Genomic DNA, 898 nt, shown 5'->3' on the forward strand with positions numbered 1-898 from the left:
GCTCTATATCGTTTAAATATTTTATTGGCATCTGGCTTAGCCAAGGCAATGAACTTTACCAGTAACTTTACCTCGCTAGTTACGTTTGCGATTTTAGGCCACATAGACTGGGTTCTGGGTCTAACCATGGGCGTCTGTCTAATGGCGGGCGCTTTTGTCGGTGCTCATTCAGCGATTAGATTTGGTGCCAAGTTTATTCGCCCGGTATTTGTCATTGTTGTCAGCGTTCTCGCAATTAAACTGGCTTATGAAGCTTGGTTTGTGAATCTATGAGTCAGTTTTCCGACCTCAAATTATTGCTAGATAACATCACAACACATGCTCTTATGCTGACGAATTAAGAGGGAGCTACCACGCCCCTCTTTTCGATAGTAGTTTGTTTAAATGCCGTTCTAAAAAGTTACTGCCTTGTGCTTTAGAAGCAAAAAAAACCTACTCAACAATAATTAATGAGCAACAAACCGCTAAGCTCACACCAGCGCGAGCGCAGCATCTTAGCGAGCGGTTAGCAAATCAAATCGAGGCGTTGCAACGCGAGTTGGTCACTAAAGATTTACGTTTAGATAATCAAGACCATAGACACCTTGAAGGTAAAAGTCTCAATACTCTTTATAATGACTTGGCTCAACATCAAGATTGGAGTCACCGACTCAAGCAACTTGTTACCAGTAAAAAGCAGGTGTTATCAGATGCTCCGCCCGCTTTAAAGCCTCAAGCTGAACAGGCGTTAGATATTGCTCAGCAAAGGTTATCGCGTTGCCAAGATGCAATGCAACACATTGAAAAATTAATCAATTTAGAAAACCCAAAACGAAACCATGACTAAAGAAAGCACTTCCCCACTAGACAACGCACCTGAAGAGGTAAAGCTGGCGGTCGATCTTATCTATTTACTCGA

General features: G+C 42.3%; 3 protein-coding genes. All 3 read left to right on the forward strand.

All coding sequences use genetic code 11. The features are described from left to right. Positions 1–273, forward strand: a 273-nt coding sequence (locus L4C33_RS22505; protein ID WP_428814590.1) for a TSUP family transporter, incomplete at its 5' end; no start/stop codon positions are given. Positions 274–376: 103 nt separating this feature from the next. Beyond that, on the forward strand, positions 377–826 hold the full coding sequence (locus L4C33_RS22510; RefSeq protein WP_428814591.1) for a primosomal replication protein: 450 nt from the start codon (positions 377–379) through the stop codon (positions 824–826). Then, positions 819–898 (forward strand): DUF2496 domain-containing protein (locus tag L4C33_RS22515; RefSeq protein ID WP_428814592.1); only part of this gene is annotated, 80 nt, incomplete at its 3' end. The genes L4C33_RS22510 and L4C33_RS22515, both read left to right, overlap by 8 nt.

It is taken from the genome of Vibrio makurazakiensis (genome assembly GCF_050337375.1).
Classification (GTDB): domain Bacteria; phylum Pseudomonadota; class Gammaproteobacteria; order Enterobacterales; family Vibrionaceae; genus Vibrio; species Vibrio makurazakiensis.